Source organism: Mesorhizobium sp. M0894 (genome assembly GCF_040319725.1).
Lineage (GTDB): Bacteria > Pseudomonadota > Alphaproteobacteria > Rhizobiales > Rhizobiaceae > Mesorhizobium.
Map to the genome: position 1 here is coordinate 311747 of NZ_JAMYOG010000002.1, position 17872 is coordinate 329618.

19 protein-coding genes are annotated in these 17872 nt (G+C 61.5%); 3 read left to right on the forward strand and 16 right to left on the reverse strand.

What is annotated here, in order from left to right; all coding sequences use genetic code 11:
* Positions 1-8 precede the first annotated feature (8 nt).
* The 10 genes from fabZ to NKH91_RS04865 all read right to left on the reverse strand — a co-directional run bounded on the left by fabZ (position 9) and on the right by NKH91_RS04865 (position 10224).
* Entirely contained in the window at positions 9-473 is a 465-nt protein-coding gene (fabZ, locus tag NKH91_RS04820) for a 3-hydroxyacyl-ACP dehydratase FabZ (RefSeq protein WP_023717722.1), read from the reverse strand.
* Positions 466-1524: a UDP-3-O-(3-hydroxymyristoyl)glucosamine N-acyltransferase gene (gene lpxD, locus NKH91_RS04825; protein ID WP_352482670.1), complete on the reverse strand. Its 1059-nt coding sequence runs from the start codon at positions 1522-1524 to the stop codon at positions 466-468. Before lpxD ends, fabZ begins: the two co-directional genes overlap by 8 nt.
* A 182-nt stretch (positions 1525-1706) precedes the next feature.
* The gene (gene bamA / locus NKH91_RS04830; RefSeq protein WP_352482671.1) at positions 1707-4061 is read right to left on the reverse strand and encodes an outer membrane protein assembly factor BamA; all 2355 of its coding nucleotides are present in this window, start codon (positions 4059-4061) and stop codon (positions 1707-1709) included.
* A 217-nt stretch (positions 4062-4278) separates the two neighbouring features.
* The gene (rseP, locus tag NKH91_RS04835) at positions 4279-5421 is read right to left on the reverse strand and encodes an RIP metalloprotease RseP (protein ID WP_352883657.1); all 1143 of its coding nucleotides are present in this window, start codon (positions 5419-5421) and stop codon (positions 4279-4281) included.
* A gap of 104 nt (positions 5422-5525) precedes the next feature.
* A complete protein-coding gene (locus NKH91_RS04840; protein WP_352844081.1) occupies positions 5526-6359 on the reverse strand; it encodes a phosphatidate cytidylyltransferase in 834 nt (277 codons plus the stop codon).
* 3 nt (positions 6360-6362) lie between these two features.
* Positions 6363-7085, reverse strand: a complete 723-nt coding sequence (locus NKH91_RS04845; RefSeq protein WP_023717727.1) for an isoprenyl transferase — start codon at positions 7083-7085, stop codon at positions 6363-6365.
* Positions 7086-7117: 32 nt separating this feature from the next.
* Positions 7118-7672 (reverse strand): ribosome recycling factor, encoded by a 555-nt coding sequence (frr, locus tag NKH91_RS04850; RefSeq protein ID WP_084642476.1) that lies wholly within the window; start codon positions 7670-7672, stop codon positions 7118-7120.
* A 105-nt stretch (positions 7673-7777) separates the two neighbouring features.
* Entirely contained in the window at positions 7778-8500 is a 723-nt protein-coding gene (pyrH, locus tag NKH91_RS04855; protein ID WP_023717729.1) for a UMP kinase, read from the reverse strand.
* A 133-nt stretch (positions 8501-8633) separates the two neighbouring features.
* Positions 8634-9740: an aldo/keto reductase gene (locus NKH91_RS04860; protein ID WP_352844083.1), complete on the reverse strand. Its 1107-nt coding sequence runs from the start codon at positions 9738-9740 to the stop codon at positions 8634-8636.
* Positions 9741-9795: 55 nt separating this feature from the next.
* The gene (locus NKH91_RS04865) at positions 9796-10224 is read right to left on the reverse strand and encodes a nuclear transport factor 2 family protein (protein WP_352844085.1); all 429 of its coding nucleotides are present in this window, start codon (positions 10222-10224) and stop codon (positions 9796-9798) included.
* 114 nt (positions 10225-10338) lie between these two features.
* On the opposite strand from NKH91_RS04865, the gene NKH91_RS04870 reads away from it, so the two are divergent.
* Positions 10339-11277, forward strand: coding sequence for a LysR family transcriptional regulator (locus tag NKH91_RS04870; protein WP_023717732.1), 939 nt, complete (start codon positions 10339-10341; stop codon positions 11275-11277).
* A 1-nt stretch (position 11278) separates the two neighbouring features.
* On the opposite strand, the gene tsf is transcribed toward NKH91_RS04870, so the two are convergent.
* The 6 genes from tsf to NKH91_RS04900 all read right to left on the reverse strand — a co-directional run bounded on the left by tsf (position 11279) and on the right by NKH91_RS04900 (position 16491).
* Entirely contained in the window at positions 11279-12202 is a 924-nt protein-coding gene (tsf, locus tag NKH91_RS04875) for a translation elongation factor Ts (RefSeq protein WP_023717733.1), read from the reverse strand.
* Between the two features lie 119 nt (positions 12203-12321).
* Positions 12322-13119, reverse strand: a complete 798-nt coding sequence (gene rpsB / locus NKH91_RS04880) for a 30S ribosomal protein S2 (RefSeq protein WP_023717734.1) — start codon at positions 13117-13119, stop codon at positions 12322-12324.
* A gap of 177 nt (positions 13120-13296) precedes the next feature.
* On the reverse strand, positions 13297-13908 hold the full coding sequence (locus tag NKH91_RS04885) for a LysE family translocator (RefSeq protein ID WP_352810197.1): 612 nt from the start codon (positions 13906-13908) through the stop codon (positions 13297-13299).
* Complete coding sequence (locus tag NKH91_RS04890) at positions 13905-14183, reverse strand: DUF4031 domain-containing protein (protein ID WP_023717736.1); 279 nt, start codon at positions 14181-14183, stop codon at positions 13905-13907. The genes NKH91_RS04885 and NKH91_RS04890 overlap by 4 nt, the downstream gene beginning before the upstream one ends.
* A gap of 43 nt (positions 14184-14226) precedes the next feature.
* Positions 14227-15525, reverse strand: a complete 1299-nt coding sequence (locus NKH91_RS04895; RefSeq protein ID WP_352844088.1) for a lysophospholipid acyltransferase family protein — start codon at positions 15523-15525, stop codon at positions 14227-14229.
* Positions 15526-15663: 138 nt separating this feature from the next.
* Positions 15664-16491 carry a cell envelope integrity EipB family protein gene (locus tag NKH91_RS04900; protein WP_023717738.1) on the reverse strand — a complete coding sequence of 276 codons (828 nt, stop codon included), beginning with the start codon at positions 16489-16491 and terminating at the stop codon, positions 15664-15666.
* A gap of 138 nt (positions 16492-16629) precedes the next feature.
* Between NKH91_RS04900 and NKH91_RS04905 the strand changes: the two genes are divergently transcribed.
* The gene (locus NKH91_RS04905; RefSeq protein ID WP_352844090.1) at positions 16630-17094 is read left to right on the forward strand and encodes a RidA family protein; all 465 of its coding nucleotides are present in this window, start codon (positions 16630-16632) and stop codon (positions 17092-17094) included.
* 14 nt (positions 17095-17108) lie between these two features.
* A complete protein-coding gene (locus tag NKH91_RS04910; RefSeq protein WP_023717740.1) occupies positions 17109-17837 on the forward strand; it encodes a glycerophosphodiester phosphodiesterase in 729 nt (242 codons plus the stop codon).
* Positions 17838-17872: the final 35 nt, after the last annotated feature.

The window sequence follows — 17872 nt, forward strand, 5'->3', positions numbered from 1 at the left end:
TTCGTTTGTCAGCCGCTTGCGACCATCATTGCCGAGATCTCGGCTTCCGCCGCCTTGGTGCCATCGACGAGGGCCTCGCAGGCGAATTTGAGAAGATTGCCGCGTTTCTTGATTTTCTTCACATGAATTTTCAATTGGTCGCCTGGAACGACCGGCTTGCGGAACTTGGCGTTGTCGATGGTCAGGAAATAAACCAGCGACGGCTTTTCCGTACCGAGGCTGCGGATGCAGATGGCGCCGGCCGTCTGCGCCATCGCCTCGATGATGAGCACGCCGGGCATGACCGGCTGGTCGGGGAAATGACCTTGGAAATGCGGCTCGTTTATGGTGACGTTCTTGATGCCGATGGCGGATTCGTCGCCATCTATGTCGACAATGCGGTCGATCATCAAGAACGGATAGCGGTGCGGCAGGAGCTTCATCAGCCGCATTATGTCAACCGCTTCGAGCGTCGCCGCTGCGATCTCAGCCATTTCCCCCCTCACCCTGTTTGCGCGTCCGTGCAAGTCTGCGCAAGGCCGCTATCTCGCGCATGGCTTCCGCCATCGGCTGCGCCGGATATCCTCCCCAAATCTCACCTGCAGGCACATTGCTCATAAACCCGCTTCTTGCGGCAAGCTTGGCCCCGGACCCGATGGTCAAATGATCCGCAAGGCCGACGCCGCCACCCATGGTGACGTTGTCGCCTACCGTCACGGAACCGGAAATACCCGAAAGCCCGGCTATAATGCAATTGCGGCCGATGCGAACGTTGTGGGCGATCTGCACCAGATTGTCGATCTTGGTGCCCTGGCCGATGATCGTGTCGGACATGGCGCCGCGATCGACGGTCGTATTCGAGCCGATCTCGACGTCGTCCTGAATGATGACGCGGCCGATCTGCGGAACCCGCTCCGGACCCTTGGCGCCGGCAACGAAACCGAAGCCATCCTGGCCGATCCTGGCACCGCCATGGATGATGACGCGATTGCCGATCAACGCATATTGCACGCTTGCACCTGGACCGACATAGCCGTCGCGGCCGATCTGAGAGGAAGGACCGATAACCGCATGCGGGGCAATGACGGTTCCGCTGCCGATGGCAGCGCGCGGCCCGATGACCGCGCCTGCTTCGATGATCGCACCGGCCTCGACATGGGCGGTCGGATCGACATGGGCGTGCGGCGAGATACCGGTTTCGCCGGTCATCGGTCCAGGCGTTGCAGCCGCCGGGAAAAGCAGGCGCCCGACCATTGCGAAAGCCTGCTGCGGGCGCGGATGCACCAGCACCGCAATGCCCGCCGGCGCCTTGCCGGCAAATTCGGCGGGGCAGAGAACCGCTGCCGCCCGCAGTGACTGCATCAGCGCGAAATTGCGCCTCCCATCGACGAAGACAAGCGCGTTCTCGCCGCCCTCGTTGGCGGGCGCCAGAGCCTCGATCGATACATCGGAGAGACCGGAATCGACAAGCGTCGAGCCGGTCAGATTCGCGACTTCGCCGGCCGTATACCGGCGTGAGGGCGCGAAGAACACCGGATCGGTCATTCCAGAAGCAATATCCAGCTAGCGCATGACCCCGGAAATCGGAAGTCGATCCTCGGAAAGGATCATGCGCAAAAACAAAGTGCTACAACATCCTTTGCGTGTCCAATAGGACGCGCTGCGCTGTAGTGTCGGATCACCGCCCATCCGGATCCAAACGAGCCGGAAGCATCGTTACCCGCACATCAGAAGCGGGTCGATATACCGAAGTTGAATTCCTGCACGTCGTCGGTCTTTTCCTTCTTGACCGGGATCGCATAGTCGATGCGGATCGGACCGAAGGGCGATGCCCACATCAGGCCGACACCGACAGAAGCGCGCCATTCCATTCCGGTTGTCGACTGATCGACGAGGCCACTTGCAATCTTGCTGCCGTAGAGCGTTGCCGCATCGGCAAACACTGCCCCGCGGAGGCCGAAGCTTTCCGGGATAACCGGCAGCGGGAACTGGGCTTCGGCCGAGGCGTTGAAATAAGTGGTTCCGCCGAGATGGTCGTTGCGGTTGTCCAAGGCAACCGGACCGATGCCACCATATTCGAAGCCGCGGATCATACGGTCGCTGCTCTGGAAATGGTCGAAGACACGTAGATCGCCGCCGCCATATCCCTGGACATGGCCGGCGCCGCCTGAAATGAGGCCTACCAGATCCAATTGTTCGGACAACGTCTGATAGATGCTGCCGCGCGCCGTGACCTTGATGAACTTGGCGTCGCCGCCGACGCCGGCCACTTCGGTGTTGACATTGGCATAAAGCCCGTCATGCGGGTTCTTCATGTCGTCGATGGTGTTGTAGATCAGGCCGAGGCTGACCGACGACTTGAGCCATGGGCTCTCGTTAACTCCGTTTTGGATCGCCTGGGAGACGTTGCAACCGGCCATTGGGTCGCAGTCTTCGTCGAACTCGTACTTCTCTTGCGCGATATTGTACGCGAGCTGCGTCGTGATGTTGTCGGTGATCGGCAGACCGAAACGCACTGTCGCGCCCGTCGTATCGCTGTCGTAATGGTCGTAGTTTCGGCTCTGCTTGTAGATGTCGAAGCCGGCCGCGATGCGCCGCCCAAGGAAATAAGGTTCGGTGAAAGAGAAGCTGTAGTCGCGCGAGTTCTTGCCGCCGCCCGCCGCCACCTTGATGAATTGGCCGCGACCGAGGAAATTGCGCTCACTGATAGAACCTTCGACGGACGGACCTGACGTTTCGCCACCAGTCGAATAGCCGGCACCGATCGAAAATTCACCGGTCGACTTCTCGACCACGTCGACCACCAACACGACCTGGTCCGGCTCAGAGCCCGGAACAGTGGAAATCTCGACTTTCTCAAAATAATCGAGCGCTTCCAGCCGCCTCTTCGCGCGCTGGATGAGAACCTGGTTGAACGCATCGCCTTCGCTGACATCGAATTCGCGGCGAATGACGTAGTCGCGCGTTCGATCGTTTCCGCGGATCTCGATGCGCTCGATATAGGCCTTGGTGCCCTGGTCGATTGTATACACAACCGAGATCGTGTGGTTTTCGAAGTTGCGATCGCCGCGCGGCGTCACCTGGGCGAAGGCATAGCCCGAACCGGCGACTTTCTCGGTCAGTGCGATGATCGTGTCCTCGACGTCCTTGGCGTTATAGACATCGCCCTTGTGGGTCTGGACTACCGATTCAAGCGACTTGCTGTCGACCTCGGGGATTGTGCTTTCGACACTGACATCGCCGAACGTATAACGCTCGCCCTCCTGCACCGTGATGGTGACGGTGTATTTGTTGGTGGTGTCGTCGAGTTCGCCGACAGCCGAGACGACCTGGAAGTCGGCATAGCCGTGATTGTAATAGAAGCGGCGCAACAGCTCTTGGTCGGCCCGCAGCTTGTCCTCGTCATAGACGTCGTCGCGCAGCACGAAGGAAAGGAAGGACGAGCGCTTGGTGGAGATGATGTCCGACAGACGGCGGCTCGAATAGGCGCTGTTGCCGACGAAATTGATCGCTGCGATCTGGGTGCGGCCGCCTTCGTTGATGTTGAAGACCACGTTCACGCGGTTGTCGCCGAGATCCATGATCTGGGTGGTCACGGCGGCGTCGTCGCGGCCGATACGCCTGTAAGCGGCCTTGACCGCCTCAACGTCGGTGTCGAGTTGCTGTTGCGAGAAGGTGCTGCGCGGCTTCAATTGCACCGCAGCTTCAAGCGCGTTGTCCTTGAGCTTCTTGTTGCCCTGGAACAGCACCTGGTTGACGACCTGGTATTCGGAAACCTTGATGACCAGCGTCGATCCGACTTGGTTGATCTGCACGTCCGAAAACAGCCCGGTGCCGAACAGCGCCTTGACCGCATCGTCGATGTCGGAGCTGGAAAACGCCTTGCCCGGCTTGATCGTCACGTAATTGCGGATGGTGTCCGCGTCGACACGCTGATTGCCGGTGACTTCGACTCTGGAGACGACAGCCGCCTCGGCGGCCGATGTGGCAACGAACTGCACTGCGAGCGCGCCTGGTACAACCAGAGCGGCGGACATAGCCACCGCGGACGCGGCGCTCAGAAACTTGGATGCTGCCTTCATCGGGCTTTTGTACCTTTTCTCGAAGTCCCCACGGCGAGAAAACCGGACGTGCGGTAATTTCCCCTACCGTATTAACCGGATTTTCCCTACACGCAAGGCTTCTGGTTAATTTGTATTTACTTAACCCTGTGGCGTGGCTTTCGCGTCACGCATATCCCCACGCATGGTAAACGGCGTCTCAACATTGCTCGTGCCGAAGCCAAATTCCTTCATGATTTCAGCACCCAAACAGATCGTTCCAGAAAACAAAGCCCATGAAGCCGAGCACCAATATGAGGCCGCTTCGGTAAGCCATTTCCATCATCCGTTCGGACACCGGCCGCCGGATGACAGCCTCCACGCCGTAGAACAGAAGATGCCCTCCGTCGAGGGGGGGAATCGGCAAAAGGTTGAGAATCCCGATCCCGACTGACAGGAATGCAACAAGCTGTACGAGCCATTCAAAGCCGAGCTTTGCCGCCTGACCCGACATCTTGGCGATCTTGATAGGGCCGCCCAGCTGGCACTTGTCCTCGCGACCGACAACGAAACGTTGCAGGAACTGGCCGGTGCGCTGAATGACGTGTCCGGTTTCCTGGACCGCTGCCCCGACCGCCCCGGCCGGACTGTAGGTGATCAGCCGTGGCTGGCCGAGTTCCTTGTTGTTGACGACGCCGATCACGGCCACCTGGACCTTGTTGCCCAGTGCGTCCTGTTGTTCCATCAAGCGCGGCGTCGCCGTGACGGTGATTTCCTTGCCGCCGCGTAGCATGACGAAGGTGATGCTGTCGCCGGCACGGCCGGAGACCAGACGCTGGACGTCGGCAAAGGTCTCGACCTTGCTGCCGTCGACGCTGACGAATCGGTCGCCGGGCATGATGCCGGCCGCCGCCGCCGGACTGCCGATGGTAACCTCAGCCACCATCGGCTCCAGCACGGGACGGCCATGGACAGAAAAAAGCACGGAAAAGACAGCGATCGTCAGCAGGAAGTTGAACAGCGGCCCCGCCACCACTGTCGCCGCGCGCTTCCAGATCGGCTGCGTGTGGAAGGCGACCTTGCGTTCTTCGTCGCTCAGCGCCTCGATCTCCTCCGAGCTGGGTTGGCTCGACGTCGCGTTCATGTCGCCGACGAACTTGACGTAGCCGCCGAGCGGTATGGCGCAAAGCTTCCAGCGCGTGCCGCGGCTGTCGTTGAAGCCGATGATTTCAGGACCAAAACCGATCGAAAAGGCCTTTGCGCCGATACCGCACCAGCGGCCGACGAGGTAGTGGCCCATTTCGTGGACGAAAACGACCACGGTCAGCACGAACAGGAAAGGCACCAGCGTGCCGAGGACAAAGCCCTCTGTGCTGAAAACCGCGTGAAGAATCTCCTTCAATTCATGCCCTCAAATTCATCCACGGCGCAGGTCACGCCGCGACTGTGACATCAATCCAGGCGAATCCATGGCGCAACCCGCGCCAGCCCGCCGTCGGATGCCGCTCAAACCGGGAACAGTCCCTGTGCCGGATGGTCGGCGGTCGCGGAAATCCAGCCGATGACGTATAGGGCGAAAGCCGCCGCGACAAGCCCGTCGACCCGGTCCATGATGCCGCCATGGCCGGGTATTAGCGCGCCGGAGTCCTTACGGCCGTGGCGTCGCTTGACCCATGATTCGAACAGGTCGCCGGCTTGCGCGACGATCGAAAGCACCAGTGCGATCACGCCAAGCACGACAACGTTGCCCGTTCCGGCTATGGCGGCCAGAAGCAGCCCGGCCACCACGCCGCCGATCGCCCCGCCGAGCGCCCCGCTCCGCGTCTTGCCCGGCGAGATCGACGGCGCCAGCCTTGGACCACCGACGGAGCGGCCGACGAAATATGCAAAAATATCGGTCGCCCAAACCACGGCGAACAGAAAGAGGATGGCCAGCAGCCCGGAACGGTCGCCGTCGCGCAAGAAGGCCAGCGACAGGCCGGAAACCGCCGCATAGGCAAGGCCGGATGCTTCCCACGGTCCTGCCTTGCGCATCGACGCCGCGATGGCAGCGACAGCAACCAGAGCCGCGACGAGCGGCAGCAGCAAAGACGCTGACAGGCCGGCGATGAGGGCACCGATAAAGACCACGATCAGCGCCTCGGGCAGAAAACCAAGACCTGTCGCAGCATTAACACCGGTCGGGGCAGCTGGACGGCTCATCCGCGTCCACTCGTAGAAGATCACCGCCGCCATGGCAGCGCAAAGCAACCGGAAGGGCAGTCCGCCAAGCCAGGTCAGGCCGAGCGTGACGATGGCAAGCACGACGGCCGAAATGACGCGGAGCTGAAGGTTGCTCATCCCTCAGCCCGAGGCGACGTCTTGGGCGGCAAGTCCGCCGAAGCGGCGCTCGCGGCCGGCGAAATCGCGCAGTGCATCGGACAGGTGCTCGCGACTGAAGTCGGGCCAGTAGCAAGGCAGGAAAACAAGTTCGCTGTAGGCGGCCTGCCATAACAGGAAATTCGACAGCCGAAGCTCGCCGCTGGTGCGGATGACCAGTTCCGGATCCGGGATGCCCTCTGTGTCGAGCGAGTTGGCGAAGGACTCTGCCGTGATCGCTTCGCTGTCGATCTCGCCACGCGCCACCGCCGCGGCGAGCTTGCGCGCTGTGCGGACGATCTCGTCGCGCCCGCCATAATTGAAGGCGATGACCAGCGTCAGCGCCTCGTTGCGGAGAGTGAGCGTTTCGGCTTCCTCGAGCAGGCCTCTTATGTCGGGCTGCAGCCCTGCCCTGTCACCGATGACCCTGATTCGGACGCCGCTCTGGTGCAACTCGGCGAGATCGCGTCGGATGAAAAGCTTCAGCAGGCCCATGAGGTCGCTGACTTCGGATTTCGGCCGTGACCAGTTTTCCGACGAGAAAGCGTAGACGGTCAGGAAGGAGATGCCCAGGTTAGGGGCGGCGCGCACCGTCTTGCGCAGCGCTTCGACGCCGGCGCGGTGACCGGCGAGCCGCGGCAAGCCGCGCGCCTTGGCCCAGCGTCCGTTTCCGTCCATGATGATCGCGACATGCGCGGGCGTTGCCATGTTCTCGCTTCCGGGCCAGCCGTGGCCAGACCCTAGACCTGCATGATTTCCGCTTCCTTGTCGGAAAGCAGGTGGTCGATGGTGCTGATTGTCTCGTCGGTTAGTTTCTGAACCTGGTCGGCCCGTTTGCGGTGGTCGTCCTCGCTGATGTCGCCGTCCTTTTCCGCCTTTTTCAGAAAGTCCATGCCGTCCCGGCGAACGTGACGCACAGCGACGCGGGCATTCTCGGCATAGCCGTGCGAGATCTTGACAAGCTCCTTGCGGCGCTGCTCGTTGAGTTCAGGCAACGGGATCCTGAGATTGGTGCCGTCTACGATAGGATTGAAGCCGAGATTGGATTCACGGATGGCGCGGTCGACGGCACTGACCATCGACTTGTCCCAGACCGAAACCGAGATCATGCGCGGCTCCGGCACCGACACGGTTGCCACCTGGTTGATCGGCATGGCGGTGCCGTAGGCCTGCACCTGGATGGCGTCGAGCAGGCTGCTCGACGCGCGGCCGGTGCGCAGCGAAGCCAGATCATGCTTGAACGCGGCGATCGCCCCGTCCATGCGCCGTTTGAGATCGTCGTATTCGCCACTCATCATCGTCTCCTCGACCCGTTTAGCCCGGGTTCACTGCCTTGAGGGTAAAACCCTGTTCGAGCCTCAATCCGCGAACTGGTCCCTTTTTCGGGTTCACGGTCCGGATTAATCGTCGGCGACAACCGTGCAACGGCCGCCGCCACGCAGGATATCACCGAAACCACCCTTCTCGTGGATCGAATAGACGATTATCGGAATGTTGTTTTCGCGCGCAAGTGCAATCGCCGCGGTATCCATGATCGAAAGCCCGCGTTTTATGACGTCGCTATGGCTGATGCGCTCGAAGCGTGTCGCGTTCGGGTCCTTCTTGGGATCAGCCGAATAGACGCCATCGACCTGAGTGCCCTTGAACAAAGCATCGGCGCCGATCTCGGCGGCGCGAAGGGCTGCAGCCGAATCGGTAGTGAAAAACGGATTGCCGGTGCCACCGGCGAAGATGACGACCTTGCCCTGGTTCATGTAGGCGGTTGCCTGACGCTGCGAAAAACTTTCGCACAGCTCGGGCATGGCGATCGCCGACAACACCACGGCGTCGACGCCGATCTTGTTGAGCGAGGTGCGTAGCGCCAGCGAATTGATGACCGTGGCAAGCATGCCCATATGGTCGCCGGTGACGCGGTCTCCGCCTTTTGATGCAACCGCGACGCCGCGAAAGATGTTGCCGCCGCCGATGACGACACCGACCTCGATGCCCAGTGCGCGGGCCTCGGCAATGTCGGCGGCGATGCGGTCGACCACCGATACGTCGATGCCGAAATGCTGTTCGCCCATCAACGCTTCGCCCGACGCTTTCAGCAAGACACGTCGGTAGAGGGGCTTCACCGTCATCTGGTCCTCGTCATCATGCGTGTGACGCGCTTCGGTGGCGCCCCGAAACACTGGGCGTTCCGATACACGAAGGGCGCCGCGATGTCACGCGGCGCCCGAGCCGGAAAGTTGAGATCGTGGACTGGGATAGCCGTCAGCTCACGCCGGCAAAAGTGCCTTGCATGAGCAGATCCGGCAGATAGCTTGCCGGCTTGTCGCCAACCGCCTGCCCACCGGTCAAGCCGCCTTGTATTTCAGGGCCGAAGAACGAATACGGAAAAGGCGTGACCGGCCGGCTCACCGCATCGAGCCGTGCCCTAAGGTCTTCGGGAATGTCGAAATCAAGCGCGCCGAGATTGTCCTTGAGCTGGTCAAGCCTGGTGGAGCCGACGATGACGGACGCAATGCCTGGCCTGTTTGCCGCCCAGTTCAGGGCGACCTGGGCCATGCTGCGGCCGAGCTGGCCGGCAACCCTCTCCAGTTCGGCGACGATTTGCCAGTTGCGGTCGGTGAATTTCTGGAAACCGGGATTGGTCGAACCACGCATTGTCTCCAGCCGGCCACCATCCTTGACGATTGTATCGAAACGGTATTTTCCGCTGAGCAGGCCGCTGGCCAACGGACTCCAGACCATGATTCCAGCGCCATAGCGCGTGCCGAACGGCACGAACTCGTGCTCGATGTTGCGCTCGGCCAGCGAATATTCGAGCTGAAGCGCCGAAACCGGTTCATAGCCGCGATGCTCGGCGATCGCCTGCGCCCGGCTTGCGTACCAGGCCGGCACGTCGGACAGACCGACATGCCGGATCTTTCCGGCGCGCACCAGATCGTCCAGCGTCCGCATCACCTCCTCCGGTGGCGTCAGCCTGTCCCAGGTATGGAGGATGTAGAGGTCGATGTAATCGGTGCCGAGCCGCTTCAGCGAACCGTCTACCGCCCGCAGGATGTTCTTACGGCCGTTGCCGCCGGCATTTGGATTACCCGGTTCGGCGTTGTAGGTGAATTTGGTACTGATCACCGCCTTGTCGCGCAGCCCACGCTCGGCGATGAATTCGCCGAGCCAGGTTTCGGCCGTGCCACCGGTATAGAGATCGGCGGTATCGAAGAAATTGCCACCGGCTTCGACATAGGCATCAACCAAGGCGCGCGCCGTTTCCTTCTCCGCGCCCCAGCCCCATTCCGTGCCGAACGTCATGGTGCCGAGCGCCAGACGAGTGACACGCAGCCCGCTGTTGCCGAGCGTGTAGTAGGACATGGTCATGGATTTTCTCCTGAAATTTGAAAACGGGATTGAGGTCCTTGCCTGGGATATGCAGTCAGGCCTTGGCCAGCGCATCGACCACCACCTGGAACCGACGCGGATCGAAATAGTCGTGGTAGGCGCTGATCAGACGGCTCTCGAAGCGGAAGATCGCGATATTGCTGTTGGTGTATTCAGAGCCGCCAATCAGCATCGCGCGGTTCTTGTACTCAACGACGATCGCGTCCGAATCCGCTGCCGGATAGACGGCTGTCAGCTGGGAGTCGAAGGATTCGAAATTGCCGAAGAGGCCTCGGAAGGCCGCCAGGATCGCGGCCTTACCATCGATGCTGCTTCCAAATCCTGCCGGCGGGTAGAAGACAAGGATTCGGCCATCTTCAGCCCAAAGGTTGCCCCATGCCTCAATGTCCTTGCGGTGCATCAGGTCAAAGAATTTACGCACTGTCTCGAGATTACGGGTTCGTTCGGACTTGAGGTCGGTCATTGGACGTCTCCTTGGCTGCTCGGCGATTGCCGTGTGATGCAGCCAAAGATGCGTTCTTCTTCCCTATCCGATAAGATTGCATTATCCGAATGGACTATGCGATACCATGCATGAATGGATCGCGATCTGCTTAGCCACCTACCTATAATCGTTGCCGTCGCGCGGCGTGGCGGCTTCGCCTCGGCGGCCGCCGAGCTCGGCATGAGCCCGTCAGCGGTCAGCCATGCGGTGCGGCTGGTGGAGGAGCGAATCGGCCAGCCGTTGTTTGCCCGCACCACACGCAGCGTCTCGCTGACCGAGGCTGGCACCGCCCTCGTCGCTGCGGCGGAGCCGGCGCTGGAAGACATTGCCGACCGGATCGAACGCATCCGCTCTGTCAAAGGCCGGGCAAGCGGACTGCTCAGGATCAACGCGCCGCGTTTGGCGCTGCCTCTGGCGCTGATGCCCATCCTGACGGCGATGGCGGAACGTTACCCTGACGTGACGGTGGAGATCGTCACCGACGAACGTCTGAGCGATATCGTCGGCGAGGGTTTCGACGCCGGCATCCGGCTGGGCGAGATGATCGCCGAGGATATGGTGACGGTGCGGCTGACTCAGCCGTTCCGGACGACCATTGTCGCCTCTCCGGCCTATATCGGCCGCCACGGAAAGCCGCGAACAATTGCTGATCTCTCCACCCGCAACTGCATCGGCTATCGGCTGTTGCGATCACGTGCGCTCTACCGTTGGGATCTGTCAGACCAGGGCAAGGATATCGGCGTCGAGACGCGCGGCAGCGTCGTCGTCAGCGAACCGCTGTCGGCAAAAGACATGGCCCTTGCCGGCATCGGCCTCGCATATCTGTTCGAGCCGCTTGTCAAGCCCGACATCGAGGCAGGCCGGCTGGTCGAAGTCCTTGGCGAGGCATCGATCGAGGAACCGGGACTGTTCCTCTATTTCCCGCGCCGCGCCGCGATGGCCCCGAAGCTCCGCGCCTTTATCGACACCGCGCAAGAAATCGGCCGGGCATCCTCGCGGACACCCGGCCGAAAAAGCCTTTCAAACGAATAGTTTACTTCTTGACCGCTGCCGCGACTTCCGCCGCGAAATCGGTCTCTTCCTTCTCGATGCCCTCACCGAGCGCGAAGCGCAGATAGGCGGCGATTTTGGCCGGCGCGCCGATCTCGCTTTCGGCATCCTTCAGCGCCTTCTCGACGGTGATGTCGGGATTGAGCACGAAAGCCTGCTTGAGCAGCACGACCTCTTCGTAGAACTTGCGCAAACGGCCCTCGACCATCTTCTCGATGATCGCTTCCGGCTTGCCGGACTGGCGCGCCTGGTCGGCGAAGATCGCCTTCTCGCGCTCGACCGCGGCCGGATCGAGCTCTTCGGTGGTCAAGGCCATCGGGTTGGTGGCGGCGACATGCATGGCGACTTGGCGGGCAAAGGCGTTGGCGGCCTGCGCGTTGCCTGTCGTCTCGATGGCGACCAGCACGCCGAGCTTGCCAAGGCCGTCGGCAACCGCATTGTGGACGTAGGTTGCGACAGCGCCGTGCTCGACGGTGAGCTTGGCCGAGCGGCGGAAGCCCAGATTCTCGCCGATGGTGCCGACTGCGTCCTTGATGGTCTCGGTGACCGACTTGCCCGAGCCCGGATAGGGAGCAGCGGCAACGGCCTCGGTCTTGCCGCCATAGGCAAGCGCGACCTTCGCGACATTGGCGACGATCTCCTGGAACGCAGCATTGCGCGCAACGAAATCCGTCTCGGAATTGACCTCGACGATCGCTGCCTCGCGGACGCCGGAATCGACGCCGATCAGGCCTTCGGCAGCAGTACGGCCAGCCTTCTTGTCGGCCTTGGAAATGCCCTTCTTGCGCAGCCAGTCGATGGCTTCTTCCATGTTGCCGTTGGTCTCGTTCAACGCCGCCTTGCAGTCCATCATGCCCGCGCCGGTCAAGTCGCGGAGTTCTTTGACCTGTGCAGCCGAAATGCTCATTGTCGCCTCTTTGTCTAAATGCACCGACGCACCATCGAGTTTCGATGATGCGCCTGGTGCCGGTAGCGCTTACCGCGCCAACATATTGGAAAGATGAAGGCCGCAGCCGGCCTTCGCTATTATGCTTCCGGGGTCTGGGTTGCCGGGCTCTCGGCGGCCGGGGTCGGTTCGAGCGCCGGCTCGACCGGAGCCTCGACCGATGCGCCGATGTCGACGCCGAGTGCGCCCTGCTGGCGGGCGATGCCGTCGATCGCAGCCTTGGCAATCAGATCGCAATAGAGCTGGATGGCGCGGGCCGCATCGTCATTCCCGGGGATCGGGAAGTCGATCTTGTCCGGGTCGCAGTTGGAATCGATGATGGCAACGACCGGGATGCCGAGACGCTTGGCCTCGAGGATGGCGATCGCTTCCTTGTTGGTATCGATCACGAACATCAAATCGGGCGTCGAACCCATATCCTTGATGCCGCCCAGCGCCTTGTCGAGCTTCTCACGCTCGCGGTCGAGGTTGAGGCGCTCCTTCTTGGTCAGGCCCTGAGCCTCGCCGGCCAGCATCTCGTCGAGCTTGCGCAGGCGCTGGATGGAATTCGAGATCGTCTTCCAGTTGGTCAGCATGCCGCCGAGCCAGCGCGAGTTAACATAGTACTGAGCCGAGCGCTGCGCGGCATCGGCGACGATGTCGGAGGCCTGGCGCTTGGTGCCGACGAACAGCACGCGGCCGCCCTTGGCAACAGTGTCGGAAACCTGCTTCAGCGCCTGGTGCAGCAAAGGCACCGTCTGCGAGAGGTCGATGATGTGGATGTTGTTGCGGGCGCCGTAGATATAGGGCGCCATTTTCGGATTCCAGCGGTGGGTCTGGTGGCCGAAGTGAATGCCAGCTTCCAATAGCTGGCGCATGCTGAAATCAGGCAGAGCCATTCTTATTTCCTTTCCGGTTAGCCTCCACGGACACAGGCATTTTTTGGACTTGGTCCTCGAACGCCACCGGAGGTTTCCGCCGGATTTCTCCCGGGCAGACACCAAAGTCCGTGTGTGGAATGTGCGCGCATATAGAGGGGATGCGCGACAAACGCAAGCGCTGTGGCGTCTTGCGGCTCAGCGTGCGGCGATCAGCGCACCGGTGCCTATCATGGCGCCGCCGGCAAACCTGTTCATCAGCCGCATGCGCCTTGGCGTCTTGAACCAGCTCGAAGCCCGCCCGGAGAGCGCTGCGTAGAAGCCCATGGTGACGATGTTGACGCAGATCACGACCGCAACCACGAGCAGCCCATCGGCGAAGGTCATCGTATTGAGGTCAAGAATCAGCGGCATGATAGAGGCGTGGAACAGGATCGCCTTGGGATTGCCCAATGCGATGGAGATACCGAGGAAAAACGATCGAGACAGTCTTGCCTGGGTTGCCTGCTGTCCATGCGATCGCGCGGAGGCCGATCGCCACATCCGGATGCCGAGAAACACCAGATAGGCAGCACCCGCATACTTCAGGATTAAAAAAACCCATTCGAAGGCCTGTACCAGCGCCACGAGACCGAGCAGTGCCAAGGTGACCAGCACCGCGTCGCCTGCGGCGATGCCGAGACCAGCCAGGAAAGCGCGAACGAAGCCAAGCGAGACGCCATTGGCGATAACCGTGAACATCGCCGGACCAGGCGTGGCGGCGGCAAATGTGATCGCGGCGCAGTAAGCCAAAAATGCCGTCAATGTCATCGTCGCATCTTCCCCCTCGGCACGCGCACACGCCGGAAAACAGCGACGATCTCCTCGCGGCTGCACTCGATGGCGCCGAGCCGCACCGCGCGGTCGCGCTCGAACCCGGTTATGTCATAATGCGGCGCCGATGTCTTCGGCGGCCCTTGGTAGGACGAGCGCTTGATGCCGAGCTGCGCGGCGAAGCGATGCAGCTCGTCGGTGTCGTCTGCCAGCAGATGACACCAGCGGTGGCCGACCCATTTCCAGATCGCCGCATCGACATAGACCGCCATGGGGCTTGCCGCACTCCTTCATCTTGCGCCGACCAACACGCCGCTAACGATGATAGAAGGGATTAGCATAGAAAATGAAGCCGCCGCCGGCCTGGAGTTGCGCTATGGTGCTGGTGATGGTCTCCTGCATGCGGTCGTGCAGTTCGACGAGTGCCGCCTCGACGGAGCCTTTATAGGCGTGCAAGCCTAAAGGGTCCGGCACCCGGATATGGGCGCGGCGTGGGCCTGCCGGCTGCGGCACGAAACGGTCGATCGTATCGCGCAGTGTACCCTTGCAATAATCGTTGCGGATCCGCTTCAAGTGTTCGGCGATCTCCTCCTGCGTGATGCGCGGATTGGCTGAAGCCCAGGGCCCGACACGCCGCAAGCGCTGGATCGTATCCGCCAGCGTTCGGACCTGCTTCCGGCTTCCGGTATCATCCGTGTTTCCTCGCAGCCAGCGGCGCGACCGGCGCAAAAGCTCGCCACTGTCGAGCGTGCCGGCGCCGACCGAGACAAGTTCAGCAAGGCGACGGCCGAGTTCCACGAGCAGGTCCTTCTGACGTGCGTCATACGAAACCCGCTCATCGGACCGCAGGCCATATGCAGCCTCATCGCGCGACAGCAATGTCGCATAGATACGATGGACACGCTCCGGCAGCGAATCGGCGGCATGGCGTTCGATCTTCAGGCTGCGCTCGACGTAGGCGCACTCCTTTGCCAGCGCTGCCTCGACATTCCCCGTGAAAGCGAGCTTCCAGATCACGGGCGCGATCCAAACTTTGAAATCCGGATCCGTCAGGCGGCCGCGCTTCAGCGCTTCGAGCCCCATCTCGACCGCGCCCGGCAGCAGCGGGGCAACGATGTTGGCATGCCAGCCGACGCCGCCTTCGGGATGCAGGAGAACGCCGTGCCCTTTCAGCGCCCAGGCCACCGAATGTTCCTTGGCGGCCCCGCTATTGCCCGGGATTTGGGCGATTAGATTGTTGGCCAGCCAGAATTTCTGCATCAGCCGGCCAAGCCCGTTGACGACGCCGTGCGTGGCCCAGGATGCCGCCAGCGGGCTTACCCGCGAGACGACCTCCTTGTCGATCATCCAGTCGGTAAAGAACTCCGGATGGTTGGGCGTGATGAACGTCGCCTTGCCCGCGCCGCAACAAGCCTTCAACCTTTGCCGGTCGTCCTCCGGAAAATCGATGTGGCGGACATTGGCGACGCCGCGCAGACCGGCCAGACGGTTGAACGGCAACAGGTCGCGAAGCCCCGGAATGCCGTGCAGCATGACAATGCGGTTGACGAATGTCATGGCCTTGATCAGCGTCGCATTGGGCCGCGGCGCCACAAAAACGTCGATCCTGCTCAACCTGCTCCCCCCGCGGCGCTTACCGTCGTAAGACGTTGATATGCAATTGCGGCATGCTCAAGTCGGTGCAACATGCCCGCAAGATCAAGCGCCACTATCGCGGAGAGCAGCCGGCAGCAGCTTGCCGTCGGTTCGAGCCTATTTCGACGGGCAGGTCTTTGGCTGATCGAACAGCGACAGATTGACCAGCTTGCCGGTCATCGAGAACTCGCCATAGTCCATTACGAGACCGCGCGTGATGCCGTTCTCGTGCAGCTTGAAGCTGATCCGGTATTCCGGCACTTCCTCGCCGCCTTTGTCGGTATCGTCGAAATAGGCGATGTCAACCGGCCAGTATTTGTCGCTGGCGAGCTTGGCCAGCGCCGGCACTTCCGGATCAGTCTTGTCGGCATTGGCTTGCTTGCCGACGACGACGGTGGTGGTCATCACCTTGTTGGCATCCTCCGAGCCGTCGAACAGGTTGGTTTCGTAAAAACGCTCGCCCTTTTCCGCCTTGCCGATCATTTCAACCATTTGCTGGGTCGGGAACTGGGTCGCGGCGAGTTCCAGGCTGTTCTTCTCGGGCTTGTCGATTTCGACCTTGAGACCATTGGCCTCCTTCGTTGCCGTCCCCTTGACCTCCTTGTCGAGGTTCTGGTCGACAAAGGACTTGTTGACGAAGGAGAAGGTCTTGCCTTCGGCATCCTCGAAGGTGGTCATCTGCTGGTCGGTCAGCCTAGTATTGTCGTTGGTGACGATCTGGGTGACCAGGCGGAACTTTACCGTGTAGCCCTCGCAAGGCGAGCCATTGAACTCGTAGACCATACGGCCCGATATGCCGGTGATCCCCGAGCGATCCGACGCCTTGTCCAGGGTGATATCATAGACGGCACGGTGCGCCTGCAGCGCCGGCACCGCAAAAGCGGGAGCCGCCCAGGAAGCCGCTGTCAGAAGAACGGCGTTGAATGCGAGGCGCGTTGCGCGCATGGGGTGCTCCGATCATCGCGGCTAATGGCAGGCCGCATGGAAAGATGGTCCAGCTTAAAAAAAGTCGTGGCGGAAGCGAGGCAAAAATAGCAATTTCGGCCCGGCCTGCGCGGCACCTTCAAGCAATAGGGAAATAGCATGAGCGAAACAATCGAAAAGCGGCTAAGCGATCTCGGCGTGACGCTGCCGGCTGCCGCTGCGCCCGCCGCCAACTACGTTCTCTATTGCAGGACCGGCAATCTGCTGTTCACCGCCGGGCAGTTGCCGCTCAAGGAGGGCAAGCTCCAGGCGAGCGGGCTGCTTGGCCGCGATGTCGACACCGCGACCGGAAAGGAAGCCGCAAAATACTGTGCGATCAACATATTGGCGCAGGCCCAGGCGGCACTTGGCGATCTCGACAAGATCCGCCGCCTGGTGAAGATCACCGTCTTCGTCGCCTCGGCACCGGATTTTGTCGAACAGCATCTGGTCGCCAACGGCGCCTCGGATTTTCTCGTCGCCGTGCTCGGCGACCGCGGCAAGCACGCCCGCTCCGCCGTCGGCACCCCCTCCCTGCCGCTTAATGCCGCAGTGGAAATCGAAGCGATCTTCGAAGTCGAATGACCGGGACTGCGACCATGACCGACCTTTCCTGGCTGACTGCCCGGCCCGTCGCCCATCGCGGCCTCCACGACATGAACAAGGCGCGCTGGGAGAACACTCTTTCCGCCTTCGCCGCGGCAGCCGAGCGCGGCTATGCGATCGAGTGCGACGTGCACCTGTCATCCGACGGCGTCCCCGTCATCATCCACGATGGCGATCTGCGGCGGCTGACCGGCGAGGACGGCTTCGTCTGGCAGCGTACGGCTGCTGAGATCACGGCGCTGAAGGTCGGCGGCACCGCCGACCATTTGCCGACGCTGCAGCAGGCGCTTAATCTGGTCGACGGGCGTGTGCCGATGGTTGTCGAGCTGAAAGGCGCTGCCGGACACGACGAAGGCCTGGTCGAAGGCGTCGGCAAGATGCTCAAGCGCTATAAGGGCAAGACCGCGATCATGTCGTTCGACCATTGGCTGATCCGCGAGTTCCCGAAACATGCACCCGGCATACCCGGCGGGTTGACCGCCTACGGCAACGACAACCATCTGATCGAGGCGCATTTCGCCATGCTGGCGCATGACATCGCCTTTATCTCCTACGCCGCCGGCGACCTGCCGAACCGGTTCGTGTCGTTCGTACGTGAAAGGCTCGGCATGCCGGTGATCACCTGGACAGTGCATGACCAACCTGCCGTCGACCTGACCTTCAAATATGCCGACCAGATGACGTTCGAAGGATTCGAGCCCGATCTTGTGCGGCTTGCTTGAACGGGCTTGTATGGGTTCGCAGCGAGCTTAAGTAA